Source organism: Acidihalobacter prosperus, assembly GCF_000754095.2.
Lineage (GTDB): Bacteria > Pseudomonadota > Gammaproteobacteria > DSM-5130 > Acidihalobacteraceae > Acidihalobacter > Acidihalobacter prosperus.
Window position 1 is genome coordinate 686,125 of sequence record NZ_JQSG02000006.1, and the last position, 23,543, is coordinate 709,667.

The 23,543-nt window shown below is 67.3% G+C and carries 25 protein-coding genes; 8 read left to right on the forward strand and 17 right to left on the reverse strand.

Annotation, left to right across the window (positions count from 1 at the left end; translation table 11 throughout):
- Nucleotides 1-33: 33 nt before the first annotated feature.
- The 9 genes from THPRO_RS13955 to THPRO_RS13995 form a co-directional block, all read right to left on the reverse strand.
- Nucleotides 34-1,503, reverse strand: a complete 1,470-nt coding sequence (locus THPRO_RS13955; protein ID WP_082954663.1) for a methyl-accepting chemotaxis protein — start codon at nucleotides 1,501-1,503, stop codon at nucleotides 34-36.
- Entirely contained in the window at nucleotides 1,478-1,996 is a 519-nt protein-coding gene (locus THPRO_RS13960; RefSeq protein WP_065089776.1) for a PAS domain-containing protein, read from the reverse strand. Before THPRO_RS13960 ends, THPRO_RS13955 begins: the two co-directional genes overlap by 26 nt.
- Nucleotides 1,997-2,188: 192 nt before the next feature.
- Nucleotides 2,189-3,505: an EAL and HDOD domain-containing protein gene (locus THPRO_RS13965; RefSeq protein WP_065089777.1), complete on the reverse strand. Its 1,317-nt coding sequence runs from the start codon at nucleotides 3,503-3,505 to the stop codon at nucleotides 2,189-2,191.
- Nucleotides 3,506-3,574: 69 nt separating this feature from the next.
- Complete coding sequence (locus tag THPRO_RS13970) at nucleotides 3,575-3,865, reverse strand: glutaredoxin family protein (RefSeq protein ID WP_236717322.1); 291 nt, start codon at nucleotides 3,863-3,865, stop codon at nucleotides 3,575-3,577.
- On the reverse strand, nucleotides 3,849-4,052 hold the full coding sequence (locus THPRO_RS13975) for a CopZ family metallochaperone (RefSeq protein ID WP_038090824.1): 204 nt from the start codon (nucleotides 4,050-4,052) through the stop codon (nucleotides 3,849-3,851). Before THPRO_RS13975 ends, THPRO_RS13970 begins: the two co-directional genes overlap by 17 nt.
- A 31-nt stretch (nucleotides 4,053-4,083) precedes the next feature.
- On the reverse strand, nucleotides 4,084-6,579 hold the full coding sequence (locus THPRO_RS13980) for a heavy metal translocating P-type ATPase (RefSeq protein WP_052064443.1): 2,496 nt from the start codon (nucleotides 6,577-6,579) through the stop codon (nucleotides 4,084-4,086).
- Between the two features lie 26 nt (nucleotides 6,580-6,605).
- The gene (locus tag THPRO_RS13985) at nucleotides 6,606-7,016 is read right to left on the reverse strand and encodes a heavy metal-responsive transcriptional regulator (protein ID WP_038090823.1); all 411 of its coding nucleotides are present in this window, start codon (nucleotides 7,014-7,016) and stop codon (nucleotides 6,606-6,608) included.
- Nucleotides 7,017-7,105: 89 nt separating this feature from the next.
- Nucleotides 7,106-7,456: a hypothetical protein gene (locus THPRO_RS13990; protein WP_052064442.1), complete on the reverse strand. Its 351-nt coding sequence runs from the start codon at nucleotides 7,454-7,456 to the stop codon at nucleotides 7,106-7,108.
- 8 nt (nucleotides 7,457-7,464) lie between these two features.
- On the reverse strand, nucleotides 7,465-8,166 hold the full coding sequence (locus THPRO_RS13995) for a hypothetical protein (RefSeq protein ID WP_038090822.1): 702 nt from the start codon (nucleotides 8,164-8,166) through the stop codon (nucleotides 7,465-7,467).
- 114 nt (nucleotides 8,167-8,280) lie between these two features.
- Between THPRO_RS13995 and THPRO_RS14000 the strand changes: the two genes are divergently transcribed.
- The 5 genes from THPRO_RS14000 (at nucleotide 8,281) to THPRO_RS14020 (ending at nucleotide 12,171) form a co-directional block, all read left to right on the forward strand.
- Nucleotides 8,281-8,628: a thioredoxin family protein gene (locus THPRO_RS14000; protein ID WP_052064441.1), complete on the forward strand. Its 348-nt coding sequence runs from the start codon at nucleotides 8,281-8,283 to the stop codon at nucleotides 8,626-8,628.
- Nucleotides 8,625-9,194, forward strand: coding sequence for a 1,6-anhydro-N-acetylmuramyl-L-alanine amidase AmpD (gene ampD / locus THPRO_RS14005; protein WP_038090818.1), 570 nt, complete (start codon nucleotides 8,625-8,627; stop codon nucleotides 9,192-9,194). The genes THPRO_RS14000 and ampD overlap by 4 nt, the downstream gene beginning before the upstream one ends.
- A 51-nt stretch (nucleotides 9,195-9,245) precedes the next feature.
- A complete protein-coding gene (gene ampE, locus THPRO_RS14010; protein ID WP_065089779.1) occupies nucleotides 9,246-10,169 on the forward strand; it encodes a regulatory signaling modulator protein AmpE in 924 nt (307 codons plus the stop codon).
- On the forward strand, nucleotides 10,157-10,771 hold the full coding sequence (locus THPRO_RS14015) for a histidine phosphatase family protein (RefSeq protein WP_236717323.1): 615 nt from the start codon (nucleotides 10,157-10,159) through the stop codon (nucleotides 10,769-10,771). The genes ampE and THPRO_RS14015 overlap by 13 nt, the downstream gene beginning before the upstream one ends.
- 68 nt (nucleotides 10,772-10,839) lie before the next feature.
- Nucleotides 10,840-12,171 (forward strand): HD-GYP domain-containing protein, encoded by a 1,332-nt coding sequence (locus tag THPRO_RS14020; protein ID WP_201787000.1) that lies wholly within the window; start codon nucleotides 10,840-10,842, stop codon nucleotides 12,169-12,171.
- Between the two features lie 26 nt (nucleotides 12,172-12,197).
- Here THPRO_RS14020 and THPRO_RS14025 read toward each other — a convergent pair whose 3' ends face one another.
- Nucleotides 12,198-12,968, reverse strand: coding sequence for a hypothetical protein (locus tag THPRO_RS14025; RefSeq protein WP_038090811.1), 771 nt, complete (start codon nucleotides 12,966-12,968; stop codon nucleotides 12,198-12,200).
- Nucleotides 12,969-13,135: 167 nt separating this feature from the next.
- Here THPRO_RS14025 and THPRO_RS14030 point away from each other — a divergent pair, with 167 nt between their 5' ends.
- Entirely contained in the window at nucleotides 13,136-15,400 is a 2,265-nt protein-coding gene (locus tag THPRO_RS14030) for a putative bifunctional diguanylate cyclase/phosphodiesterase (RefSeq protein ID WP_038090805.1), read from the forward strand.
- 18 nt (nucleotides 15,401-15,418) lie between these two features.
- On the opposite strand, the gene THPRO_RS14035 is transcribed toward THPRO_RS14030, so the two are convergent.
- The 5 genes from THPRO_RS14035 to THPRO_RS14055 form a co-directional block, all read right to left on the reverse strand.
- Entirely contained in the window at nucleotides 15,419-16,618 is a 1,200-nt protein-coding gene (locus tag THPRO_RS14035) for an ABC transporter permease (protein WP_038090799.1), read from the reverse strand.
- 7 nt (nucleotides 16,619-16,625) lie between these two features.
- Nucleotides 16,626-17,852, reverse strand: coding sequence for an ABC transporter permease (locus tag THPRO_RS14040; protein WP_236717324.1), 1,227 nt, complete (start codon nucleotides 17,850-17,852; stop codon nucleotides 16,626-16,628).
- Nucleotides 17,849-18,583, reverse strand: a complete 735-nt coding sequence (locus tag THPRO_RS14045; protein WP_052064435.1) for an ABC transporter ATP-binding protein — start codon at nucleotides 18,581-18,583, stop codon at nucleotides 17,849-17,851. Before THPRO_RS14045 ends, THPRO_RS14040 begins: the two co-directional genes overlap by 4 nt.
- Complete coding sequence (locus THPRO_RS14050; RefSeq protein ID WP_038090794.1) at nucleotides 18,567-19,724, reverse strand: efflux RND transporter periplasmic adaptor subunit; 1,158 nt, start codon at nucleotides 19,722-19,724, stop codon at nucleotides 18,567-18,569. The genes THPRO_RS14045 and THPRO_RS14050 overlap by 17 nt, the downstream gene beginning before the upstream one ends.
- 72 nt (nucleotides 19,725-19,796) lie before the next feature.
- Nucleotides 19,797-20,126, reverse strand: coding sequence for a DUF2322 family protein (locus THPRO_RS14055; protein WP_038090789.1), 330 nt, complete (start codon nucleotides 20,124-20,126; stop codon nucleotides 19,797-19,799).
- A gap of 113 nt (nucleotides 20,127-20,239) precedes the next feature.
- Here THPRO_RS14055 and THPRO_RS14060 point away from each other — a divergent pair, with 113 nt between their 5' ends.
- Nucleotides 20,240-21,013 (forward strand): inositol monophosphatase family protein, encoded by a 774-nt coding sequence (locus tag THPRO_RS14060; protein WP_038090785.1) that lies wholly within the window; start codon nucleotides 20,240-20,242, stop codon nucleotides 21,011-21,013.
- Between the two features lie 188 nt (nucleotides 21,014-21,201).
- Here THPRO_RS14060 and THPRO_RS14065 read toward each other — a convergent pair whose 3' ends face one another.
- Nucleotides 21,202-21,837 carry a histidine phosphatase family protein gene (locus tag THPRO_RS14065; protein ID WP_052064433.1) on the reverse strand — a complete coding sequence of 212 codons (636 nt, stop codon included), beginning with the start codon at nucleotides 21,835-21,837 and terminating at the stop codon, nucleotides 21,202-21,204.
- 63 nt (nucleotides 21,838-21,900) lie between these two features.
- Nucleotides 21,901-22,617, reverse strand: a complete 717-nt coding sequence (locus THPRO_RS14070; protein ID WP_038090779.1) for an arginyltransferase — start codon at nucleotides 22,615-22,617, stop codon at nucleotides 21,901-21,903.
- Nucleotides 22,618-22,858: 241 nt separating this feature from the next.
- Here THPRO_RS14070 and wrbA point away from each other — a divergent pair, with 241 nt between their 5' ends.
- Nucleotides 22,859-23,479, forward strand: coding sequence for an NAD(P)H:quinone oxidoreductase (gene wrbA / locus THPRO_RS14075; RefSeq protein WP_038090769.1), 621 nt, complete (start codon nucleotides 22,859-22,861; stop codon nucleotides 23,477-23,479).
- Nucleotides 23,480-23,543 lie beyond the last annotated feature (64 nt).

Sequence of the window (23,543 nt, forward strand, 5' to 3'; positions counted from 1 at the left end):
AAGACGGCACCAAGGCCGTCTCGGCCGCTGCGTTCAGGCCGCCGAGCGCTGCTGCTCGCCGCGCCGTTCCTCGACCATGGCTTCAAGCGTTTCGCCGAGGCGTTCGCTGGCCTGTTCGGTGGCCCGGAAGCTCTTGAGGATGTCGTTCTGCAGTTGTGGATCGTGCTCCCAGTCCTGCCCCAGAAGCTCGAGTACGTGGGCGAGATTGCTGTGGATGAAGGCGTGTGGCTGCTCCAGGGCGCGGTACTGGCTGAGCGAGGCGAAGCGTTCGTCGCCTTCGTCGTACCAGCGGCCGAAGCGACAGTCGTGCTGATCCGAGCGGATGGCTTCGGCCTCGCGCGATTCTGTGCCGTTGTAGATCACGAGATAGCCGTTCTGCTTGTAGATCATGTGATCCACGCGGGCCAGCGAGGTGAAGCACAGGTCGCTGGCATACTGCATCGAGTGCGTGGTGGCCTGGGCGGTTTCGGTGAACTGGGTGAACAGGGTTTCGATGCCGGAGACCTGTGAGCCGAGCTGCTGGGACATGGTCAGCATGTCCTTCGAATTGGCCTGCATCGTTGCCGATTCTCGGCGGAAGGTATCGACCACGCTGCGGGTTTCCTCGGTGGCGCGCTTGGTGTTGGCGGCGAGCGCGCGCACCTCGTCGGCGACCACGGCGAAGCCTCGGCCGTGCTCGCCGGCGCGCGCGGCCTCGATGCTGGCGTTGAGCGCCAGCAGGTTGGTATTGTCGGCGATCTGATTGATGAGTTGCATGACCTTGGCGATTTCGTCGCTCATGCGGGTCATGGCCTTCATGGATTCGCGCGACTGTTCGAGCATCTGCTCGGTGCGTTTGAGCGAGCCGACCATATCGCGCACGTTGCTTACGCTGTCCGCCGCCTGCCTGGCGTTGGTGCTGGCGATGGCGCTGATGCGGTCGACCTCGTCGTTGATGCGGCCGAGGTCGTTCTGGCTCTGCTGCAGGTTGCCCATGGTGTTCTCGGCGTTGAGCTGCTGGAGCTGGGAAAGCAGGGCGTTGCGCTGCACATAGCGCGCGTTTTCCTCGATCGCTCCCATGGACTGGTTGATGTTGTCCAGGGTGGTGGCGGCGGTGCCGGACAGGCCGACGGCCAGCGCGCGGCGGTAGTACTTGCCCTGGCTGACCAGAGTGAAGGTGGTGTTCACCTCGCGGAAGAAGGTTTCGACCTGATCGAGGAATTCGTTGAGCTCCCAGGCGATCTGCCCGACCTCGCCCATCCAGCGGACGTTGGTGATGCGGTTGCTCAGATTGCCCGCATGCGCCTCGCGGATCACATGGCGGATGCGATGCATGGCTTCGACCACGGGCAGCACGGCGCGCCACAGGTAGGCGCCGAATGCGATGCTGATGACGAGCATGGCCAGCAGCCAGGCATTCAAGCCGCCGTGCGTGACGGCGTCGACGACCGTGGTGGCCGCCATGTAGGCGACGAAGCCGACGATGATGAGCCGGAACTTAGAGACTAAGAATAAACGTTTCATAGGTCATCCCCCGATCCGCGATCAGTCGATTGAGGTGTTCTAGCGAGGCCGCGGGCGCCTGATTGGCTGTGCTGCCCGCTTCGATGGCGCACATGTCGCGGTACAGCCCGGCAACGAATTTCACCGCTTCCGCCGAAGGCTTGCGCCGCACCGAGTAATAGCCCGTGATGCCTCCGTTGGCGTCACGGTCGGCCGTGACGTTGGCGAGTACCCAGTAGTAGTCGCCGCTCTTGCACAGGTTCTTGACGTAGGCGAAGCATTCGTCGCCGGTGCGGATGGTGTCCCAGAGCAGCTTGAACACGCCGCGCGGCATGTCCGGGTGACGAACGATGCTTTGCGGCTCGCCGAGCAGCTCGGGTTCCAGATAGCCCGAGATCGACATGAACACCCGGTTGGCGTAGGTGATCCGCCCCCGCGGATCGGTCTTCGAGACGATGAACGAATCGGCGGGGAGGATGACTTCCCGCTGAGTCGGAATGGGACGCGAAGGCATGGCGTCGTGCTCCACCGATGATATTTGGGGTCGTGGTTTATTTATCTTTTAGCAGCTTGTTACCTTTATGCGGGTAAAATAGCGCTGCTATTTGTCTGGTTTTATCGGCCGATAACCGCAATCCATTAGCGACGGTTGACCATGGGGCGAGAGGGGAAGGCCGGCCGTGTGCGCCTGGGCGGTGGAGTCCCGTTACTTGCCCGCGGCAGTGCCCGGGGGGGCGCCGTCCTCCCTTGCGCATTCAGCCTGCCGCAGTCGCTCGGCCTGTTCGAGGTGGTGTTCGAGCGCACGGGCCTGCAGGCCGGGAAGTTCGTCTGCGTGAAGCCCCAGTGCCTGGCATTGCCCTGCGATGGCCGCGTGATCGGCGTGCTCAAGTGCCTGGGTGAGGGCCAGCATCCGTCCGAGCGGTCCGGTTTGCATGATCAGCGCGTCGCTCATGTCCTTAGGCAGCGCCAAACCTTCGACGAGCTGTTGCATCGGGCGTCCGAGCAGCGTGTCGAGCAGTGACAGGCAGCCGATGGCGCTGGCCTCGTCGATACGTTTTCGGGTTTGAGGATTCGCGACCGCCAGCATGCTCATCAGCTCGGCGCGCTGGCCGGCCAGTTCCAGGAGGGATTCGGCCGCGGCATGCGTGTCGCGGGCGCCTGCGTAGAGTTCCAGCGTGAGCCAGCGCTGCAGGTTGCGCCTGCCCAGGCGCATGATGGCATCGCGCAGTTTGCGCGGGGTGGTGGCATTGCCGAAGCCAATCGAACTGGCGTAGCGCAGTAGGCGGTAAAGCAGGCCGGCATCGCGGCTCAGGGTGCGTTCGACCGCTTGGCTGTCGTCGTCCTCCTGCACGCGGCGCAAGGCGTCGAGCAGCGTCGCGGTAGCGGCCGGCAGCTTGGTGTTTTCGAAAATTTCGGGGCGGGCGAAGAAATAGCCCTGGAAGGCGTCGCAGCCCAGACCGCGGCAATACTCGAATTCTTCCCGGCTCTCGACCTTTTCGGCAATGATGCGTAGTCCGCGGGATTTGGCTTGCCGCACGTGGGCCAGCAGCGCTCCGGCGTTCAGTGCGCGGACGTCGAGCTTGACGATATCGACGGTGTCGAGAAAGGGTTCCCAGACGGGGCGGTAGACGAAATCGTCCAGCGCGAGCCGGTAGCCGCGCGCCTTCCATTCGAGACAGCGCGCCAGCAGTTCGGCATTTGGCGTGGCGGTTTCCAGAATCTCGAGCACCACCTGTTCGGGCGTCAGCAGCTCGGGCGTGTCTTCGAGCAGATTGGCGTCGTCGAAGTTGATGTAGACGGGGCGTCCGGCGGACAGCACCGACAGGCCGATGATCCCCAATGCGTGCAACATGACCGAAGCCGTCGCGTCGCGTTCGGGCTTGTCAGGGGCGCAGTTCCCCGGACCGCTGCGGTAGAGCAGTTCGTAGGCGACGATCTGCTCGCGGGCATCGAGTATCGGCTGGCGCGCGAGAAATGCCGGAGTCGCGGGCGTGTGCTGCGTGCTGCGGTTGCCTGCCTGCATGGGCTGTCGTGGTCGGCCTGGTTAAATCACAGTGTAGGCGTTGCACGCTGGTTTGCTGCGTGCGCACGTCTACCTGGTGTCGAAAACCTGGCTGTGGAGCGCCAGCAGTCGTTCCAGCTCGGGCCTTTGGATTGCGAAGGTGCCGTAGAGCACGGTATCGCCGATTACCGTGATGGGCGCCACGCGCACGCCGTATCGACGTTTGGCCTCGTCGGCGACGCCGGGCGCGGTCACGCTGCGCTCCTCGAACGCGATGCCGCGTTCGAGGAGCAGGCGCCGGACCGCCGCGCAATCGGGGCAGCCTGGGCTGGTGTAGAGCTGCACGCCGGTCGCGGCTGCAGCTTTAGAGCCGTTCGGCACTGTAGCCTTCCTCGGCAACGGCCGCGATCAAAGCTTCGAGCGGGGCGTCGCCATGCACCACGGCCTGCCCCGGCTCGAGGGTGACTTCGGCCTTGGTGACGCCGGGCACGGCCTCCAGCGCCTGGGCGGCGGCGCGCACGCAGTGGCCGCAGGTCATGCCGGTGATCTTGAGGGTGATGTCGTTCATGGTGATCTCCGTTGCGAGTGTGAATTCAGGCTTACGTGTGCGCCGGTCTGGCGTCCGTGGGCGTGTCGGTGCGGGCCGGCGCAGGCGACGCGGCCGCAAACCCGCGCATGCGTCTGAGCCGCAGGCTGTTGCCGAGCACGAATACGGACGAAAGCCCCATGGCCACGCCCGCCAGCATCGGGCTGAGGTGGATGCCCAGCGGTGCGGCGACACCGGCGGCGACCGGGATTAGGAGGATGTTGTAGATGAAGGCCCAGAATAGATTGCCGCGGATGGTGCCGAGGGTGCGGCGCGCGGCCAGGATGGCGGTGACGGCGCCGCCCAGATGTCCGTGGGTCAGGGTGATGTCGGCAGCTTCCATGGCGATGTCGGTGCCCGAGGCGAGCGCGATGCCGACATCGGCTTGCGCCAGCGCCGGCGCGTCGTTGATGCCGTCGCCGACGAAGGCGACCCGATGCCCGTCCCTTTGCAGCCGCGACACGACCTCGGTCTTGCCTTGCGGCAGTACGCCGGCGTGCACCTCGTCGATGCCCAGGGCGTCGGCGACCGCCTGCGCGCTGCCCTGGGCGTCGCCGGTGACCATGGCGACGCGCAGTCCGTGCCGGTGCAGCGCGGCGATTACCGCCGCCGACTCGTCCTTGATCCGATCGGCGATCGCCACGAGGCCCAAGATACGCTGATCGCGGGCGACGAACACCACGCTGCGTCCGGCCGTTTCCAGCGCGCGTGCCCGCGCGCTCCAATCGGCTTCCACCGGGATGCCGGATGCACGCATGAAGCGCTCGGCGCCCACGCGGGCGGGACGTCCCTGCAGTTGTCCGGAAACGCCGTGGCCGGCGACGGCCTCAAAGGCTTCCGCGGGCGGCGGGTCCAGGTCGCGGGCGGTGGCGGCCTCGACGATGGCGCGTCCCAGCGGATGCTCGGAGCCGAGTTCCAGCGCGGCCGCGAGGCGCAACGCCTCGTCCTCGTCGTCGGCAACGATTTCCGCCACGCTTGGTCGCCCGGCGGTCAGCGTACCGGTCTTGTCGAACAGCACCGTATCGACGCCGGACAGTGTTTCCAGCGCCTCGCCCTTGCGGAACAGCACGCCCAGCTCCGCGGCGCGGCCGGTGCCGACCACGATGGCCGCGGGCGTCGCGAGACCCATGGCGCAGGGGCATGCGACCACCAGCACGGCGACGGCGGCCACGAGCGCGAGGCTGATGTTGCCGACCAGCAGCATCCAGGCCGCGAAGGCCGCGATGGCGATCAGGATGACGGCGGGGCTGAACACGCGGATCACACGGTCGGCGACGCCCTGGATGGGCAGCTTGCCGGTCTGCGCACGTTCGACCAGCGCGATGATCTGCGCGAGCACGGTGTCGCGGCCGACCGAGGTGGCCTCGATCAGCAGGCGGCCGTCGAGATTCACGGTGCCACCGACCACTTCATCGCCCGCGCGCCGGGCCACGGGCAGCGGCTCGCCGGTGAGCATGGCCTCGTCGACGTGCGCGCGGCCTTCGACGATGCGCCCGTCGGTCGGCATACGCTCGCCGGGACGCACGGCCAAACGGTCGCCGACGCGCAGGGCGGCGATGGGGATGTCTTCCTCGCGGCCGTCCGTCGCGAGCCGGTGGGCGGTCTTGACCTGTAGGCCCGCCAGGCGGCGGATGGCGGCGGACGTGCGGCCCTTGGCGAGCAGCTCCAGGTATTTGCCGAACAGCACCACGGCGATGATGACGGCGGCGGAATCGAAATAGACATGCCGGGCCTGCGCGGGGAACAGGTCGGGCAGCAGCAGCACCAGCGTACTGTACAGCCAGGCCGCGCCGGTGCCGGTCGCGACCAGCGAGTTCATGTCCGGCGACAGATGACGGTAGGCGATCAGGCCGGGGCGGAAGAAACGTCTTCCGGGGCCGAACAGCACGCCGCTGGCGAGGGCGAACTGGACCCATGCCCAGAAACCGGGGAAGGGGCTGGCGGCCTGCAGCGCATGGCCGACGGCGGGGATCAGCTCGGCGCCCATCGCCAGCGGCATCACGCCCAGGGCCAGCACGCCGGCCACGATCACGTCGCGGCGCATGGCGTGCTGCACGGCCTGCTGGCGGTCCTCGTCCGCCGCGGCCTCTTCCCGCAGCGGCCGTGCGGCGTAGCCTGCTGCGGTCACGGCCGCGGCCAGAGTGTCCGGCTCGGTCATCGCCGGCAGGAATCGCAGGTGGGCGCGTTCGGTGGCGAGATTGACGCTGGCATCGATGACGCCGGGCGCACGTCGCAGCGTGCGTTCGACGCGGCCGACGCAGGAAGCGCAGGTCATGCCCTCGACCGCGAGCTCGGTCTCTTCGACAACGGGCTTGTAGCCGGTGTCGGTTACGGCCTGGATCAGGTCGGCGGGTGAAATCCGTTGGGGATCGTAGTCGATTTCGGCACGCTCGGTGGCGAGATTGACGCTGGCCGCCTCGACGCCGGGCAGCTTGCTCAGGCCTCGTTCGACCCGGGCGCTGCAGGAGGCGCAGGTCATGCCCTGGATGTCGATTTCAAGTGCGCTCATGGTTTCCTCCTTCGAAAGGCGGGCGCTCAGTCTTCCGCCTTGAGCAGGGCGCCGAGGATCGGGCAGCCGGCGGTGTCGCCATGCCCGGGGCATTGGCCGGTCAATGCCTCCAGACCCTGCTTCATCCGCTGCAGATCGTCGATCTTGGTCTGGATTTCGCCGATCTTGTGTTCGGCCAGCGATTTCACTTCGCCCATGTCGGACTCGGGGTAGGTATGCAGCGACAGCAATTGCGCGATCTCGCCGAGCGAGAAGCCGAGGGCCTGGGCGCGGCGGATGAAGCGCAGGCGGCGTTCGGCTTCCTCGCCGTAGAGGCGGTAGTTGGCTGCGGTGCGCCGGCTTGGCTCGATCAGGCCCAGGCGCTCGTAATAGCGCAGAGTCTCCGCGGTCAGGCCGGCGCGATGGGCCAGGGTGCCGATGGTCATGGATTCGCGCATATCGTGCCTCCGTCGTTTGGCTGACGGTGTAACTCTACACCTTAAAGTAAACTACAGGGTCAAGACGCAAAGGGCTGGGCGGGAGGGCTTCAGGCCGATGGTTTGCGGGCAGCCACCTCGGCCGCGAGGCGGTCGAGCAGGGCGCGATTGCCGCGGCGCGCCCCTTGGCGCGCGTCCGCCATGCCCCACAGCCAGAAGGGTATCCAGAGCAACACCGGGTAGCCGTAGCGCACCGCCCCCGCGGCGCCGGCGACATAGAGTGCGGCCAACGCCAGGCCGCGCAGGTATTCGCCGTTGTACATCTGGCCGGCGCCGGTGAGCAGGAAGCTCAGCGTCAGGGCGAGCGCGGGGCTGCGCTGGCGGACGAGGAACTCGCGGTGGGCCTCAAGGTAGAGGGCATCGAGGGCGGCGTCCTTGGGGCGGGTCGGTTGCGTGTCCATTATATCGCTCATTGTAGTAGCTCAGTGCCGTTGCCCCGCCGTCGTGCGCGCGCCGTCTCGCTGGTGCGGATCCAGCGGAATAGATAAAGCACCACCGCTTTGGCCGTGCCGCCGGAGAGGGCCAGCACCAGCAGCGGCCAGCCGCTGGCAAGGCCCATGGCGGACACGAACAGCAGGGTGGACAGGTGCATCGCTAGCACCAGCTGGTTCATGCGCAGATTGACCGCGCCGGTGTCGCCGGCGCGCAGGATCACACGGATCTGATGGAGGCCGCCCTGTGCCAGGATCACGGCATTGGCCAGGATCAAGGCGGTCGAGAGATGGCGGCCCTGGTCGCTCAGATGGCCGCCCCAGGCCAATCCGGCAAGACCAGCCGCCATCGCGGCCAGCGCGATCGTCACCACCGCGGTAGCCGGGCGGCTGCGGCGGTCGCGCCAGATTTCGAAAAGAATGACCAGCACCAGCAGCGCGGCGATCAGGCGCGACCAGACCAGATAGGGGTTGAACGGCTGGATCGAATAGCCATAGACGAAGACCGCGTAGTAGGACAGAAAGCTGGCGCTGAACTGGTTGAGCGACAGCTGCGCGGTCGGTGCGCCGCCCGCGGGCGCGGATTTTCGTCGCCAGATGGTGCGTATCTGTGCGCCGATGCCGAACAGGCTGAGCAGGACGAGGCCGGCATTGAGCAGGCCGGCGAGGGTGTAGAACATGCACGGATATTCCAGTGGCGGGCCGCGCCGCCCATGGCACGGCCAGGCGGGAATTTTCTGCCCACCGGCCGCGCGAGGCAAGTCGCTCGCCGATGGGTGAGGAGCTTATATACTATGCGCATGCGCTTTCCCGTCCTGACCCAGTTCGACTTCCATCATCGGTTGGCCGAGACGCCCGGTACGGCGCTGGTGTTGTTCACGGCACCCGGTTGCGGCGCCTGCCGACGCATGCGCGCGGCGCTGGCGGCGCTGGCGCCGGAACATCCGGAGTGGCGGATCTTCGAGGTGGATGCCGGGCAGGACCTGGCCCTGACCCGCGAGTTCGAGGTGTTCCACCTGCCGGGTCTGTTCCTGTATCGCGGCGGGCGCTACCACGCCGCGCTCGAAGTGGCGTCGATACCGGCACGCGTCGAAGCCGCGGTGGATGCCTTGTCCGCGCAGCCGCCCGAGGAGGCGCCATGAGGATCGACCCGTCGACGGGATTGACCGACGCGGCGCGCTGGTGCGCGTCGCCGAACGCGGACGAGCGTCCCGAAGGTACCCTGCCGGAACTGGCAGTGATCCATAATATCAGCCTGCCGCCCGGCGAGTTCGGCGGTCCGTGGATCGAGGCGCTGTTCACCAACCGCCTGCCGCCCCGCCACCACCCGTATTTCGCCGCGATCGCCGACCTGCAGGTGTCGGCACATGCGCTGATACGACGCGACGGCGAACTGATACAGTATGTGCCATGGCATCGGCGAGCCTGGCATGCGGGCCTGTCCTGCTGGAACGGCCGCGAGCGCTGCAACGATTTTTCCGTCGGCATCGAGCTGGAGGGCACCGATGACCTGCCGTACGAGCCGATCCAGTACCGGCGGCTCGCCGAGCTGCTGGGCGCGCTGTTCGCGGCCTATCCCACGCTGTCGCCCGAGCGGGTGGTCGGGCACGCGGACATCTCGCCTGGCCGCAAGACCGACCCGGGCGAGAGTTTCGACTGGCGGCGCCTGCGTGCCGAACTGGACAAGCGGCTTGCAAGCTCGCGGTAATCCCGTAAAACTGCCGGTGCCCGCGGCGCATCACAACGAAGAGGGGAACCCATGACGCTGATCACCCTGCTCCTTGCGCTGGCGCTGGAGCGCTTTCTCGGCTACATGAGCGATTTCCGTGATCCGCGGTATCTCAATGCCTACGCAGGCCGTTTTTCCGCATTGCTCGAATCCATCGGGCTCAGACACCCCGGTTTCAGACTCCTGCTCATCGTGTTGCCGCCGATCCTGCTCGCGGGCTGGCTGCAGGCGTGGCTGTCGGGCGTGCTGCTGGGCTTGCTGGGGCTGATCTTCGGCGTTGCCGTCCTGCTCTATTGCCTTGGACCCGAGGATCTTGAGGAAGAGGTTAACAATTACGTCGAGGCGGTCGCGGTGGGCGACGAGGCGCGCCAGCGGCGTGTCGCCGCCCGCCTGCTGGGCGAGGCGGCGCCGGAAGCGCCTGCCGAGCGTGCACGACAGGTGGCGCTGGCGGCCTTCGCCGAATCCAACGACCGTCTGTTCACCGTGATCTTCTGGTTTATCCTGCTGGGCCCGGCTGCGGCGATATTGTATCGGCTGGTGCACGGCCTCGCGCGGGTGCAATGGCCCACGCTCACGCCCACGGCGGACGCCGACGAGGACGAGGTGACGGATGATTCGCTGGCGCGCGTCGCCTCAGGACTCGCGGCGCTGATGGAATGGGCGCCGGCACGCCTTGCGGCCCTGGGTTATGCCGTCACCGGCAGCTTCGACCACGCTCTGGTGGGTCTGCGCGAGCGCTTCTGGGGCAGCTTCGACAATCTGCGTGCGGGCAACCGTTTATTGCTCAGCGAGAGCGGGGCCGGGGCCGTACGCCTCGATGAACTGCTGGAGGCGGAAGCCGATGCCGCAACGCTGAGTGCGGCCTTTGCGACCGTGACCAACCACATCCAGCGCAATCTGATCGTGTGGATGGCGGCTCTGGCGTTGCTGACGCTGGGCGGATGGGCGAGCTGAACGCACCTCGCCCGGACACTCCGGCCACGCTGGAGATCGGGCTGCTGCGCCACGGTGAGCCCGTGGGCGGACGACGCTACCGTGGGCATGGCGTGGACGATCCCTTGAGTGAACAGGGCTGGCGTCAGATGTGGGCGGTGCTGGAAGGTGCCGGCGACTGGTCCGCCGTGGTCAGTTCGCCGTTGCGGCGCGCGCGCGAATTCGCCGAGGCCTATGCCGGCCGTCACAATCTGCCGCTGCGTGTCGAACCCCGTTTGTGCGAGATCGGCATGGGCGACTGGGAGGGGCGCCGTCCCGCCGAGGTGGCGCTCTCCGATCCGGCGGCCTACACCGGCTATTACGCCGATCCAATCCGTGGCATGCCCGCCGGTGCTGAGCCGCTGGAGCGTTTTTACGCGCGGGTGGCTGCGGCACTCGACGAGTTGTCGGGGGAGGGGCCCATACTGGTGGTGGCGCACGCCGGCGTGGTGCGCGTCGCCGTCGCCCGCGCGCTTGAGGGTTCGCTGGCCGCGATGATGCGAGTCAAGGTGCCGTATGCCGGACTGAGCCGGATCACGCGCGATGCCCGTGGGTGGTGTCTGCGCTCGCATGCTGGCACCTAGGCGGTACCGAACCACGCTTGCGCGGGAGGTGGCGCATGGGGGGCGAGCGAAGCGAGGAAGGCACGGACATGCGACTGTCCGAAGTCATCGGTGCGTTGAGTCATGCCCTGGACATGACGGAGGGTCAGGCGCCGGGTCATTGCCTGCGCTGCTGCTGGATCGGCATGCATCTCGCCGAGGCGCTGCCGCTCGATGATACAGGGCGTGCGGATCTTTACTACACGCTGTTGCTCAAGGACGCCGGGTGCAGCAGCAATGCGGCCCGCCTGTGGGAGCTCTATGGCGGTGACGATCGACTGATCAAGGACGATTTCAAGCGCGTCGACTCCCAGAGCATGTTGCAGCTCGGGCGTTTCGTGTTGACCCACGCAGCGCCCGATGCGGCGCTGCGCGAGCGCTTCCATCGTGTGTTGAATCTGGTGCGGCATGGCGAAGAGCTGGCAACCGAGCTGGTGGCGACGCGCTGCGAGCGTGGCGCCGACATTGCCTTGAAGCTGGGCTTTTCCCCGGCGGTGGCCGATGGGGTCCGCGCCCTGGATGAACACTGGAACGGGCAGGGCCGCCCGCGCGGCCTGGCAGGAGAGGCCATCCCGCTGCAGGCACGCATCGCGCTGCTTGCCCAGGTAGTGGACGTATTCCATCTGAGCGGCGGCCCGGAAGTCGCGATGGGCGAGGTGCGCAGGCGCGCGGGACAATGGTTCGATCCGACGCTGGCGGAGGCGCTGGCACGGGTCGCGCGGCAGCCAGGTTTTTGGGCCGGTCTGACGGACGCGCGTCTGTCGCAGCGCGTGGCCGATCTCGAACCGGCCGCATCCTTGGTGCTCGTCGACGAGGACCGTCTGGACGGCATCGCCGCCGCCTTCGGCCAGGTGGTGGACGCCAAAAGCCCCTACACCTACGGACACAGCGCGCGCGTGGCGCACTGCGCCGAGGCCATCGCCAGTCGCGTCGACCTGCCGCCCGCCCGGCGACGCTGGTTGCGACGCGGCGCCCTGCTGCACGACATCGGTAAGCTCGGGGTCAGCAACGGCGTACTCGACAAACCTGGGGCGTTGGATGCGGAAGAGTGGAAGCAGATGCGCGCGCATGCGCGGCATACCGAGGAAATCCTCGCCCGTATCGGTTTGTTCGGCGAACTGGCCAGGGTGGCGGGGGCGCATCACGAACGCCTCGACGGCAAGGGGTATCCATATGGCCTGCTGGCCGAGGAAATCAATCTGGAAACCCGCATCATCACGACGGCCGACATCTTCGATGCGATCACCGCCGAGCGGCCCTATCGGGGGGCGATTCCAGTGTCCGAGGCGCTACGCATCATGCGAGGGCAGGTAGGCAGCGTACTCGACGAGCGCTGTCTGGACGCACTCGAAGCGTCCCTTCCGACACTGGAACCGGCCTGAGCCGCGTGTCGTTGCGCGAGGATACGCTAACGCAGATGACGTGCGCCGAGCGTGCGCAGCGTGGGTACCGCGAGTCCGGCACGATCTGCCTGTGCAAGCGCCCGCTGCAGGCGCGCCGCCGCGCTACGGCCCTGGCAGCGATGCGCGGGATCACCCTCGAAGGCGATGTGCATCGATGCGATCAGCGTAGGCCGGTCGAACGTCCTGCCGGTCAGTGCCTGTTGCAGATCGAGTACTTCATCGGCCACCGAGGCAAGCAACGGCGCGTGATCCTTCGCCAGCGCGGCAACGTCGCCGCCGACCTCCAGGCCGCAGAGGTTGGTGCTCAGGATGTAAAGATTCTTTCGCACCAGCTCACGCAGCAGCGCGTCCGCGTCCGCGAGCGCGGTCGATTCGATGCCCACGGCGCCGAGCGCGGTGCGCAGAAGTTCGGCGTGCGGACCGTACACCGGGCTTGCCACGATCTGTTTGACGTCCTGCCCGGGTTTTTTCTCGAACCAGACGGACATGACCGTCGGGTTGTGCAGATCGTGCCGCTCCCAGTCCGCCGGCAGCAGCTCGTTCTGCAGGAGCAGACAGCGTTCGCGCCAGGGCGGAGGCAGGGCGTCGAGCACCGGATGCAGGGCCTGTTCCCCGACGGCGATGACGACCAGCGCAGGCTCCGGGGTGTGACGCGCTTCGCGCGTGAGGTCCATCTCGCGTGTGATCGGGTAGACCGGGTGGCCGGCGCGAAGGCAGCCGCGTGCCAGGACGCCGCCGATCTCGCCGATTCCGATGAGGATGATGGGGTCGTTCATGTCGTCATTCCGGTTGCGAGTAGGGTATCTTATGAGGCTGGTCACGAGCCGGGCAAGCCGCCGATACCGGAGTCTCGGTGTGCGGCAGGTGGGGCCGACAGTAGAGGGGGCGATATGCGAAGGTGGATGAATGCGGCCGTCGGCCGCATTCGAGGGATAGCACGTTCATGAAATCGCATGGGTCATCCTCGGAGGAAGCGCGACCGGACGGGGCGTTCGATCCCTTGTTGCGCCGTCTGTTGCGCGTGGCGCGCCTCCTGCCGCTGCCGGTTTTCGTCAAGGATGCCGCGTTGCGCTGGCGTTATGCCAATCCCGCGGCGGTGATGCTGTTCGCGGGCGGCCGCAGGCGCTATCAAGGCAAGGCCGACGCCGATCTGATGGATGAGATCGGTGCCGGCAGCAGCCGGATCAGCGATCGCGCGGCGCAGGACGCGCGTGGCCTGATACAACGCCGCGAAAACATCCTCGGGCGCAGTTTCAGGGTCTACAAGTACGCGCCACGGGCGGAAAACGGCCGCGTGCTGGGGGTCATCGGGCTTGCGGTCGAGACCACCGAGCTGGAGGTGGCCAGAACCGAGGGCGAGCGCCTGCGCGATTTCTACGACGCCCTGTCCGAAATCAACCAGGGCATCGTGCGCGAACGTTATACCGATACCGCCGAGCTGTTTTCCCATATCTGCCGCATCGTGGTCAGCCATACGCCGGTCCTGATCGCGGCGATCGCGACCATCGATCGCGAGGCGAGATTGCTGCACTACACCCAGCAGGCGAGCCGGATCGTCGATTTTCCCGATCTCGCCCGCGTCAGGCTGGAACTCGATGCGGACAGCCCGTACGGTCGCGGCACCGTGGGCCGCGCCGCGCGCAGCCAGGAAACCGTGGTGGTCAACGATGTGCTCGCCACTGCGGAAATGGCGCCGTGGCACGAGCTGTTCAAGCGCTACAACGGGCGTTCCACTGCGGCGATCCCGGTGATGGTGGGCGATCGCGTCGAGGCGGTGCTGTCGGTGTATTCGAGCGAGATCAATTTCTTTACCCCCGAGCTCGTCCGCCTGTTGCAGGAGCTTGCCGACGATGTGGGCTTCGCCATACGGACCACCGAGCAGCGGGCGAGAATACGGTATCTGGCTCTCATCGATACGCTGACGGATCTGCCCAACCGGGTGCATTTCCTCGAACTGGCGTCGCAGAAACTGAGCGCTGCCGGGGCGCGCCGGGCCCAGCTGTTGATGATCGATATCGCGGATTTCAAGTTTCACAACGATCTGTTGGGACACGATGTCGGCGACGCGCTGCTGCGCGCCATGGCGCGCCGTCTGCGCGCGGTGATCGGTGAATGGAACGTGGTGGGCCGGCTCGGATCCGACGAGTTCGCCGTGTTGCTGATCGAGCCCGTCGACGGCAGCGAGACCGGCTTTGCCCATTCGCTGCGGGCCATCGATGCGGAGCTCGATCAACCCTACGACGTCGGGCTGAGCGAGTCCCTGTTGCTCAAGACCGAGCAGAGCACGGCGCTGTTCCCGGACGACGGCACTCAGCCGGAGGCGCTGCTGCGCCGGGCGGGCATGGCCCTGCAGATGGCACGTCTGTCCGGGCCCGGTTCGCGCGTGGCCTACTCGCCGGCATTGGAGCGTCGACTCGAGGCCCGTCACCAGATCCGGCATCAGATCGAGCGTGCACTGGAGGCGGACGAGGTTTTGCCGTACTACCAGCCCCAGATCGACCTGGCCACCGGCCGTGTCTGTGGCCTTGAGGCGCTGGCCAGACTGGTCGGGCGCGACGGCATCATCCTTGAGCCGGTCGAGTTCATCGAGGAGGTGGAGGGCGACCGAGGGCTGGTGCGCCGGCTCGGCCTGGCCATGATCAGAGCGGTGGCCAACGATCTGGGCGCGCTCTCGGATGCCGCTCTGGATGTGCCGGTCGCCGTGAATATTGGGGCGCGTCATCTGCTCGCGCCGGGCTTCAAGCGCGACATCGTCGACCTGCTGGGGCGCCATCCGGACCTGCGTTTTGCGCTGGAATTCGAGATTACCGAAACCTCGCACCTGGGTGACCTCGGGCGCGCCACGGAGACTGTACGCTGGCTGCGCGAGCAGGGCCTGTCGGTGGCGCTGGACGATTTCGGCAGCGGCTTCACCTCGATGAACCATCTGCAACGGCTGGCGATACGCAAACTCAAGCTCGATCAGGCCTTCGTGCTCGATCTGGTCGACAATCCACGCGACCAGGCGATCGTGCGCGCTGTGGCACAGCTGGCCGGCGGTCTGGATATCGATCTGGTGGCCGAGGGCGTTGCCAGCGAAGCGCTCGGCACGCTGCTGCGCGAACTCGGGGTATCGCGTCTGCAGGGACATGCGATTGCGCCCCCGATGCCCTTGCCGGCCTTGATCGCGTGGCGAAATGTCTGGTCCTTGCCTGAGGATTGGCGCTAGCCGCCACCCTGTCGACACCTATTCCTCGCGCAGTGCCGTCAACGGGTCCAGGCGGGCCGCGTGGTGGGCCGGCACGCCGCCGGCAAGCAGCCCGATCAGCGCCGCGGACAGTTCGGCTCCGAGCAGATAGGCCCAGGGGGTATGCACGGGCAGTGCGGGCAGCAGCAGGTGCAGCAGCCAGGCGCCGCCGAGCCCGACGCCGAGTCCGGCAAGCCCGCCGAGCGCGGACAGCAGCACGGCCTCGCCGAGAAACAGCGCCAGCACCTGCCCACGGCGGGCGCCGATGGCGCGCAGCAGGCCGATTTCTGCAGTGCGTTCGTTCACCGCGATGGTCATGATGGTGAAAATGCCGACCGCGCCGACCAGCAGCGAGATGCCGCCCAACGCCCCCACCGCGAGGGTGACGATGCCGAGGATGTTGTTCAGGGTGGCGAGCATGTCCTCCTGGGTGGTGATCGTGAAATCCTCGCTGCCGTGACGCCGTTCAAGCAGGGTCGCGATGCGCCTGGCGACGGTGGAGGCCGAGCTGTCCGCCGGATAGGTCACGTCGATTTCCATCAGGCTGTCGCGATTGAACAGGGCGAGCGCGCGGACGGCGGGAATGTACACGGAGTCGTCGAGATCGATGCCGAGTATCTGTCCCTTCGGCGCGAGGACGCCGACGATGCGAAAGGTCTCGCCACCGACGCGTATGCGCTGTCCGAGAGGATTGGCATCCCCGAACAGTTCGTCGCGAAGCCGCGCGCCGAGTACCGCGAATGCGCGCGCATTGCGGGCATCTTCGCGCGGCAGGAAACGCCCGATGGCGATGCGCGCCTGCCAGACTTCGGGGAGTGCCGCGCCGGCGCCGAAGACCGTGGTGCGCCGCGTGCGGTCGTTGGCGGCCGCGAGCGCATTGCCCTGCACGACCGGGACCATGGCCTCGACCTGCGGCAGGCGGGCGATCGCTTCGGCGTCGCCCAGCGTCATCGGGCGGACGTTGGCGATCACCCCGCCGGGCACGCCATGGGTGGTGGTGCGACCGGGGTTGATGGCGATGAGGTGAGTGCCGAACTGGGTGAATTCGTGCAGCATGAATTGGCGCACGCCCTCGCCGATCGAAGTCAGCAGGACGACGGCGGCGATGCCCACCGCAATGCCCAGCGCGGTCAACAGGCTGCGCGTGCGCTGTCCGATGACGGCGTTCAGGGTCAGTCGCAGGTAGTCGCCGCCGAGCATGGCCGATTCAGTGTTTCGCCAGTGCCTGGACAGGGTCCAGGCGGGCAGCGCGGCGTGCCGGCAGCACGCCGAACAGCAAACCGCTGAGCAGCGCCACCCCGATGCCGGCGAGCGCCGCCCACAGCGGCGCGGTCAGCGGAAAGCGCGGGAAGGCCAGCTCCAGCGCGAAGATGCCGCCGTAGCCGGTTGCGAGACCGAGCGCGCAGCCGAACATCGACAGCAGCCCGGCCTCGACCAGAAACAGGCGCTCGATGATGCGCGGCGGCGCACCCAACGCCTTGAGCAGCCCGATTTCGGCGGTCCGCTGCGACACCGACACCAGCATCACGTTCATGATCAGGATGCCGGCCACGATCAGGCTGATGCCGGCAATGCCGGCGACGGTCAACGTCAACGCGGTGAATATGCGATCGAAGGTGGCGAGGATGGCATCCAGGCTGATCAAGGTGACGTCGTTTTCGCCTTCGTGACGCGCGGCGATGATGGCCTCGATACGGCGCTTGGCTGCCGGCAGCGCGTCGCGGCTGCGGACCTCGACCAGGACGCGGAACATCGAGTGGGTGTCGAACAACGCCTGCGCGGCGGCTACCGGGATGATCGCCACGTCGCTCATGTCCAGGCCCATCGATTGTCCCTTGGGCGCGAGAATGCCGATCACGCGGAAGCGCCGGTCGCCGATGCGCAGGATTTCGCCGAGCGCGCGCGCATGCCCGAACAGCTCGTCGCGCAGCCGGCTGCCGATCACGCAGACCGCGCCGGCCGCGAAGGGGTCACCCGCCGGCAGGAAGCGGCCGCGCTCGAGCTCGAGATGCCGGATGCGGCGGAGCTCGGCGGTGGAGCCGATGACATTGACCTCGCGCGAGCGCGCGCCGTAGGCGGCCGGCGCACCGCCCACCACGATGGGCGCGACCGCCGCGATCAGGCTGCTGCGGCGTAGGGACAGGGCGTCGTCCAGGGTCAGATCGCGTGGCGTGATGCCCAGCATCAACGGCGCGCCGCCGGTGGTTTCGGAACGCCCGGGAATTACGGTTAGGACGTTGCTGCCGAGGCTGGCGAATTCGCCCAGCACGTAGTTGCGCGCCCCTTCGCCCAAGGCGGTCAGGAGCACGACGGCGGCCACGCCGATGGCCATGGCCAGGGTCATCATGGCGGTGCGCAGGCGGGCAGCGGCCACCGCGTGTAGGGAAAACCACAGGGCCTCGGTGATGGCCAGCGTACCGACGGGCATGTTCATGGGGTGCGCGACGTGTCGCTGACGACACGTCCGTCGACGAAGCGCACGAGTCGCCGCGCGCGCGCGCCGACATCGGCATCGTGCGTGACCACGATCAGGGTGATGCCGCGAGCATTGAGCGATTCCAGAATGTCGATCACGTCGCGGCCGGAGGCGCTGTCGAGGTTGCCGGTGGGTTCGTCGGCCAGGACCACCTCGGGGTCCATGATGGTTGCGCGGGCGATGGCCACCCGCTGGCGCTGGCCGCCGGAGAGCTGTTCCGGACGGTGGCGTGCGCGGTCGGCAAGCCCGAGCTCCGCGAGTGCCCGGGTCACGCGGGGGCGGCGCTCGGCTCCCGGTACGCCGCCGAGAATCAGTGGCAATTCGACATTTTCATAGGCCGTGAGCCGGGGGATCAGATGGAAAAACTGAAACACGAAGCCGATCTTGCGGTGGCGGACCGCGGACTGCCGGGCGTCGCCGAGGGTCGTGGTTTCCACGCCGTCGAGCAGATAGTGCCCGGCGGTCGGGCGATCGAGCAGGCCGAGTATGTTGAGCAGGGTCGACTTGCCCGAACCCGATGGCCCCATGATCGCGATGTATTCCCCGCGGGCGACGTTCAGGGTAACGTCCTGCAGGGCGTGCACCGTCTCGTCTCCGAGCCGGAAGCTGCGGCAAATGCCATGGAGGGCGATCGCCGGCGCTCCGGCCGCCGGCGTCGCAGGTCTCGCGTCGCTAGCGCGCGTTGACATCTTCGGTCCGTGCGTGGGCGCCGTCTTCGACGCCCTTGCGGTCGACGTTGGTGACCACCTGTTCGCCGGCCTTCAATCCCGCGCGCACCTGGGTCCAGGCCCAATTGGCGATGCCGGGTTCGAAGCGGGTCAGATGCAGGGTGTGGGTCGCCGCATCGTAGAGATAGACCTGATCGCCGTTGACCACGGCCTCGGTGGGCACGCGCAGCACGTTCTCTCGCGATTGCAGGATGATTTCCACGTCTGCGCTGTAGCCGGCCAGCAGTTGCCCGATGTCGTCGCCGCGCGCAAAGCGCACGTCCACATCGACGGTGCGCGCCTGTTTTTCGAGGTCCAAAACGTAGGCGCCGATGCGTGATACCGTGCCGGTAAAGCGCCGCTTGCCGAAGGCGTCGAGGGTGATGCGGACGGGCAGGCCGACCCGCACCTTGGCGGCGTCCACCTCGTCGATGGGCGCGGCGACATAGAAGCAGCCATTGTCGATGAGATCGATGACGGGCGGGGTCGGTATGCCGGGCGGGGAGGGCGTGACGTATTCGTTGACCTCGCCGTTGATCTCGGCAACCACGCCGGCAAAGGGTGCGGTGAGTACCGTGCGCGCCAGATTGGCCTGTGCCAGCAAGATGCGTGCGGCGGCGGCCTGCTCGCCGGCCCTTGCCGCAGCGCAATCCGCCGCGCGCGCCTGTGCCGCGCTTTCGGCCTTGTCTGCCTGTTCCGCGGAAACCATACCGCGACGATGCAGCGTGGTCTGGCGCGCGGCCTCGCGGGCGGCCGCGGCGGCCTGCAGGCAGACCGAGCGCGCCTGCGCCGAGGAGACCCGCTCATCGGCGCGCGCCAGTTCGAGTTGGGCTTTGAGATCGGCGTTCCAGAGGCTCAGCAGCGTCTGGCCGGGCGTCACATGTTCGCCCTTGTGCACGTCCAGACGTTCGATCTGCCCGCCGATGCCCGGCGAGAGTTTGGCGCGTCGGCAGGCCTTGACCGTACCGGCGCGGGTGTTGCTGACGGTGGCCTCGACCAGCCCGCTTGCGACCGGTTTGACGCTGACGATCACGGGGTTGGGGCGAGTCAGCCAGAACGTCAGGGCGGCGGCCGCCGCCAGTATCGATAGCGGAATCAGATAACGGGGGCGTAACAGGCGCATGGCGTCTCCCTGGGGCCGGCTGCCGTTCAAGCCTAGCCCCGCGGGACGCCTCGCGCCATGATTTGAGTCAGCCTAGTCTTCGGCCTTGGGGATGGCCTTGATCGAGTAGTAGAGACCTTGATCGACGATCGCGAACAGACGGTCGATGTTGGGGTGCGCGCCGGGGTTCGCGCGCGCGTCCTCGGTGTGCTCGGCAAACAGCGCGAGCGCATCCTCGGCGGCCTTGGGCGTCAGCCCGCCGTGTTTGACGGCGACTTCGTAGTAGACGGCCAGCGCGCCCTGGCTGCCGGGGCGGTTCTCGATCACGAAGACGGGCTCGTAGCCGTCGGCATAGCCTTCGAGGGCGGCGAGGCGCTGGTGCGGCTGCTTGAGCGCCTTGAGGTTCTCATCGAAGCGGGACATGGCGGGTGGCTTCTCCGACCGTGGGTGGATGCGCAGTGTAGTGAGCGAGGCGCGGCGGCTCAAGCGCGGGACGGCTGCTACAATGCGCCGAACCGTTCATGCAAGGATTGCCCATGCAACAAAGCGTCTACCTGCAGACCGCACTGGCCGCCGCGCGCGCCGCCGAGGATGTGATCCGTCGATACTGGGCCGAAGGCGTCGAGGTGCGCCTGAAGGCCGATCAGAGTCCCGTGACCGAGGCCGACGTGGCGGCCGAGCAGGCCATCCGCCAGGTGATCCTGGAGGCCTTCCCGACGCATGGCTTTTACGGCGAGGAGACCGGCCGTACGCGGGAGGGGGCCGAATACACCTGGCTGATCGACCCCATCGACGGCACCAAGAGCTTCATCCGGCGGACGCCGTTCTTCTCGACGCAGATTGCGTTGATGCAGGGCGAACGCCTGTTGCTGGGGGTGTCCAACGCACCGCTGTACGGCGAAATGGCCTGGGCCGAGCGCGGCGCCGGTGCCTTCGTCAACGGCCTGGCGGTCCGTACCGGCGAGGTGACGGCGTTGGCGGATGCGGCGATTTCGCTCGGCAATATCAAGTCCCTGGCGCAGGGCGAGGGCTGGGCACGCCTGGGCGACATCGTCGCGGGCGTCAATCGTACGCGCGGCTATGGCGACTTCTGCCACTACCACATGTTGGCTGCCGGCCAACTCGACCTGGTGATCGAATCGGATCTCAATATCCTCGACGTCGCTGCGCTGTCGGTGATCGTGGAGGAGGCGGGCGGCGTTTTCACGACGCTTGACGGTGGTGCGATCGGCCTGGAAACCGGCAGCGTGCTGGCGGCCGGCACCCGCGCCCTGCATACGCTGGCGCTCGACCGCCTGCGAGCGGACTGAGCGGGCCGCCGCTGCGGCAATATGTCACTTGGCGAGGCCTGCGGCAGCGCCTAGTCTGATCGTAAGCCGACCGTCCAGCCACTGACGGGGGGCGCAGGGCCGATCCGGATGGTCGGGCGGCCCGGCAGGCGAACTCGCACGGCGGGGTGGCGGCGCTTTGGACCTCCTCCCAGGGAGCGCCGGCCTTCTCAGGCCTCACGTCCGAGTCCGCCTGCCGGACCGCCCGTATCGGCAGGCCGCAGATTCCAGGCCAGCAGGGCCGGTTCCCCGTGCAGACGTCCCAGCAGGCCGAGCGCGCCCGAGTCCAGGCCGAGGCGCGCGCCGAGGCGAACGTCCTGACCCAGCCAGCGCGCCGCAAGGGCGCGCAGCAGATGCCCATGTGCGAAGATCAGCACCGGGCCCGCCTCGTGCCCGCGTACCCGCGCGATCAGATCGTCGACCCGCGCCGCCACCATTGCCGGGCTTTCGCCGTCTGCGCCTGCGCCGCCGGCCGCGAACACGCTCCAGCCAGGCGATTCGGCCTGAATCTCGCGGAGGGTCAGACCCTCGTAATCGCCGTAGTCCCATTCGTGCAGCGCCTGCACCACGCGTGCGTCGGGGAAACCGCAGGCGTTCGCCGTTTCCCGCGCCCGTCGCAGTGGGCTGGTCCAGACCGTCGCGGGCGACCACTGCGCAAGCCAGGGGCGCAGCCGTCGTGCCTCGGCGCGGCCGACGGGCGTCAGGCCGAGATCGGTGCGAGAGGTGTGCCGGCCGCAGGCGCTCCAGGGCGTCGCGCCGTGACGTACCACGATCAGGTCGGGTTGTTGTGCGGGCTCGCTGGGCATGGGCGGTGCCGCTTGGGGTCTCTGGTTTTCGACCGCATGCCCGTGCCAGGGTTCGATGGCGGGTCAGTCGGCAGCGGGCGGGCGTTCGCAGCGTTGCCAGTATTCGTCGGCATAGAATTCAAGCGGGCGGAAGCGATTCTTGTAACGCATCTTCGGCGATTCGGCGATCCAATAGCCGAGATAGACGTAGTCGAGCCCGCGCCGCCGCGCCTCGGCGACCTGACTGAGGATGGCGTAGGTGCCGAGCGAGCGCTCGGGCGCGTTGGGCGCGAAGAAGGTGTAGTTGGCCGAAAGGCCGTCGTGCAGGCGATCGGTGACGGCCACCGAGAGCAGCCGTCCGCCGGCGCGAAACAGCAGGAACTCGGTTTCGACGCCGGGCGTGCAGAGGAACTCGCGAAACGAATCCGGCGTGGGCTTGTCCATGCCGCCACCGGGGTGGCGATGCTTGAGATAGGCGCGGTAGAGGCGGAACAGCTCGTCGCTGTAGTGAGGAGGGCGCGATTCGAGCGTCAGCTCAGCGTTGCGGGCAAGGCACCGGCGCTGTGCGCGGTTGGGCCGGAAGTCGTGCACGGGAATGCGTACGGCAATGCACGACTGGCAACCCGGGCACTCGGGCCGATAGACGAAAATGCCGCTGCGCCTGAACCCCATGCGAAACAGATCGCTGAGCGTGCCCTGGTCGATGGGCATGCCCGGGTCGGTCACCACATCCACCGCACTGCGTTCGGGTAGATACGGGCAGGGGTGCGGTACCGTCGCATAGAATCTCAGTCGTTTCACATCGGCGGTATCCGTGCTGCTGTGTCCGCGTCGGCCAGGATATGCATCGTTCGCTCCCTCCTCCCTTCAGAGCATAGTTCCGACAACCCGGTTCCATGGGCATGCGTCCGCGCGTCCGCCCGGTCGCGATCGCTCAGAAAATTTGAGTGAGTCGTTGAGAAAACGTCACGCTCGGGCCTGGGCGATCGTTCTAATCTGTACGCACAAGATCGGCTGCAATCCCATTCTGGAGGAGATCGTGATGTCCGTGAAGGTTCAGGTCGTTTTCTACAGCATGTACGGCCACATATACAAAATGGCCGAGGCGGTCGCAGAGGGCGCGCGCGCGGCCGGCGCCGACGTGGACGTGTACCGCGTGGCCGAACTGGTGCCGGACGAGGTGCTCGAAAAGTACGGCGCCAAGCAGGCGCAGGCGGCCTATGCCCATGTGCCCGTGATCCAGCCGGAGCAGCTGGCCGAGGCCGATGCGATCATCTTCGGCACGCCGACCCGCTTCGGCATGATGACCGCGCAGATGCGCAATTTCCTCGACCAGACCGGCGGGCTGTGGATGCAGGGCAAGCTGATCGGCAAGGTCGGCAGCGTGTTCACCTCCACTGGCACCCAGCACGGCGGCCATGAAACCACCATCACCAGCTTCCACACGACCCTGCTGCATCAGGGCATGATCATCGTCGGCGTGCCCTACAGCGAGCAGCGCCTGCTGACCATGGACGAGATCAGCGGTGGTTCGCCCTACGGCGCCGGCACGCTGGCGTCCGGCGACGGCTCGCGTCAGCCGAGCGAGAACGAGCTCGCCATCGCCCGTTTCCAGGGCGAGCACGTGACCGGCATCGCACGGCGCCTCAAGGCCGGCAGCTGATCGCGCCCGCCGCCGGGTCGCCCGGCCCGGCGGCGTCGGCATGCTAGAATCCCGCGTTCGTTTT

Coding starts and splice junctions, on each gene's coding strand:
- THPRO_RS14055 (WP_038090789.1), bottom strand. CDS start 20,126: ATGTCCCGCTTCGATGAGAACCTCAAGGCGCTCAAGCAGCCGCACCAG.
- ampD (WP_038090818.1), top strand. CDS start 8,625: ATGAGGATCGACCCGTCGACGGGATTGACCGACGCGGCGCGCTGGTGC.
- THPRO_RS14050 (WP_038090794.1), bottom strand. CDS start 19,724: ATGCGCCTGTTACGCCCCCGTTATCTGATTCCGCTATCGATACTGGCG.
- ampE (WP_065089779.1), top strand. CDS start 9,246: ATGACGCTGATCACCCTGCTCCTTGCGCTGGCGCTGGAGCGCTTTCTC.
- THPRO_RS13975 (WP_038090824.1), bottom strand. CDS start 4,052: ATGAACGACATCACCCTCAAGATCACCGGCATGACCTGCGGCCACTGC.
- THPRO_RS14030 (WP_038090805.1), top strand. CDS start 13,136: ATGAAATCGCATGGGTCATCCTCGGAGGAAGCGCGACCGGACGGGGCG.
- THPRO_RS14000 (WP_052064441.1), top strand. CDS start 8,281: ATGCGCATGCGCTTTCCCGTCCTGACCCAGTTCGACTTCCATCATCGG.
- THPRO_RS14060 (WP_038090785.1), top strand. CDS start 20,240: ATGCAACAAAGCGTCTACCTGCAGACCGCACTGGCCGCCGCGCGCGCC.
- THPRO_RS13960 (WP_065089776.1), bottom strand. CDS start 1,996: ATGCCTTCGCGTCCCATTCCGACTCAGCGGGAAGTCATCCTCCCCGCC.
- THPRO_RS13990 (WP_052064442.1), bottom strand. CDS start 7,456: ATGGACACGCAACCGACCCGCCCCAAGGACGCCGCCCTCGATGCCCTC.
- THPRO_RS14065 (WP_052064433.1), bottom strand. CDS start 21,837: ATGCCCAGCGAGCCCGCACAACAACCCGACCTGATCGTGGTACGTCAC.
- THPRO_RS13985 (WP_038090823.1), bottom strand. CDS start 7,016: ATGCGCGAATCCATGACCATCGGCACCCTGGCCCATCGCGCCGGCCTG.
- wrbA (WP_038090769.1), top strand. CDS start 22,859: ATGTCCGTGAAGGTTCAGGTCGTTTTCTACAGCATGTACGGCCACATA.
- THPRO_RS14035 (WP_038090799.1), bottom strand. CDS start 16,618: ATGCTCGGCGGCGACTACCTGCGACTGACCCTGAACGCCGTCATCGGA.
- THPRO_RS13995 (WP_038090822.1), bottom strand. CDS start 8,166: ATGTTCTACACCCTCGCCGGCCTGCTCAATGCCGGCCTCGTCCTGCTC.
- THPRO_RS13965 (WP_065089777.1), bottom strand. CDS start 3,505: ATGCAGGCAGGCAACCGCAGCACGCAGCACACGCCCGCGACTCCGGCA.
- THPRO_RS14020 (WP_201787000.1), top strand. CDS start 10,840: ATGCGACTGTCCGAAGTCATCGGTGCGTTGAGTCATGCCCTGGACATG.
- THPRO_RS14045 (WP_052064435.1), bottom strand. CDS start 18,583: ATGTCAACGCGCGCTAGCGACGCGAGACCTGCGACGCCGGCGGCCGGA.
- THPRO_RS13955 (WP_082954663.1), bottom strand. CDS start 1,503: ATGAAACGTTTATTCTTAGTCTCTAAGTTCCGGCTCATCATCGTCGGC.
- THPRO_RS13980 (WP_052064443.1), bottom strand. CDS start 6,579: ATGAGCGCACTTGAAATCGACATCCAGGGCATGACCTGCGCCTCCTGC.
- THPRO_RS14025 (WP_038090811.1), bottom strand. CDS start 12,968: ATGAACGACCCCATCATCCTCATCGGAATCGGCGAGATCGGCGGCGTC.
- THPRO_RS14040 (WP_236717324.1), bottom strand. CDS start 17,852: ATGAACATGCCCGTCGGTACGCTGGCCATCACCGAGGCCCTGTGGTTT.
- THPRO_RS14015 (WP_236717323.1), top strand. CDS start 10,157: ATGGGCGAGCTGAACGCACCTCGCCCGGACACTCCGGCCACGCTGGAG.